1 protein-coding gene (only partly in view) is annotated in these 587 nt (G+C 66.8%); it reads left to right on the top strand.

Annotated features, from left to right (window positions below; all coding sequences use genetic code 11):
• Positions 1-308 precede the first annotated feature (308 nt).
• Positions 309-587, top strand: part of the annotated coding region (locus CCN51_RS49395) for a right-handed parallel beta-helix repeat-containing protein (RefSeq protein WP_143676175.1) (this coding region is incomplete at its 3' end). The annotated region continues 371 nt past the right edge of the window; 279 of its 650 annotated nt are in view.

Here is a 587-nt window from a genome sequence, read left to right as displayed (position 1 = left end):
CGGCGGTGCGGCTGGGGCTGCGCGGCTGCATCTCGGGCCTCCTGGGCCTCGATCGGGAAGGTGGTTGCCTGAAGCTACTATAACTGGGGTTCTGTATGCAGCCTGACCGCCTTTGACCGGTGAGGAGGCTTCTCCGGGCACGAAATGATCAAGGTTTGCTCCGGCATCTCGTGCGACCATCCCGATTTCGTAATCTAAGAATTCGCGAGTGCGCGGCAACCTAAGCTGGGGTTGGCGGCAACTACAGCTTGGAATGGGTCGGACCAGGATCCCCCGGCCCGTTCCCTCGACGCAGAACAGGAGTTGCCATGGGGCTGAGGCGCAAGCGCGGTCGCCACCGCCGACGGAAGGACCGTACGCTGCCGCTGGGCAGCGCCGTCATCGTGGCATCGGCCGTGGCGGGCGTCTATCTGACGGCGGCGCCCGAAGGCGCGAGCGCGGTGGCGTCGACCGTGTATGTGTCCCCCCGGGGCGACGACAGCGCTTCGGGCTCGCTCGAATCCCCGTACCGCACGCTGGAGAAGGCCTTCTCGGTCGCGAAGGCGGGCACCGTCATCGAGGTGCGTGGCGGCACCTACTACCCCGCC

This window comes from Streptomyces milbemycinicus (assembly GCF_002154605.1).
GTDB lineage: Bacteria > Actinomycetota > Actinomycetes > Streptomycetales > Streptomycetaceae > Streptomyces > Streptomyces milbemycinicus.
Note: the sequence above shows the minus strand (reverse complement) of the source record. Positions and strands in the feature narration are given on the sequence as shown.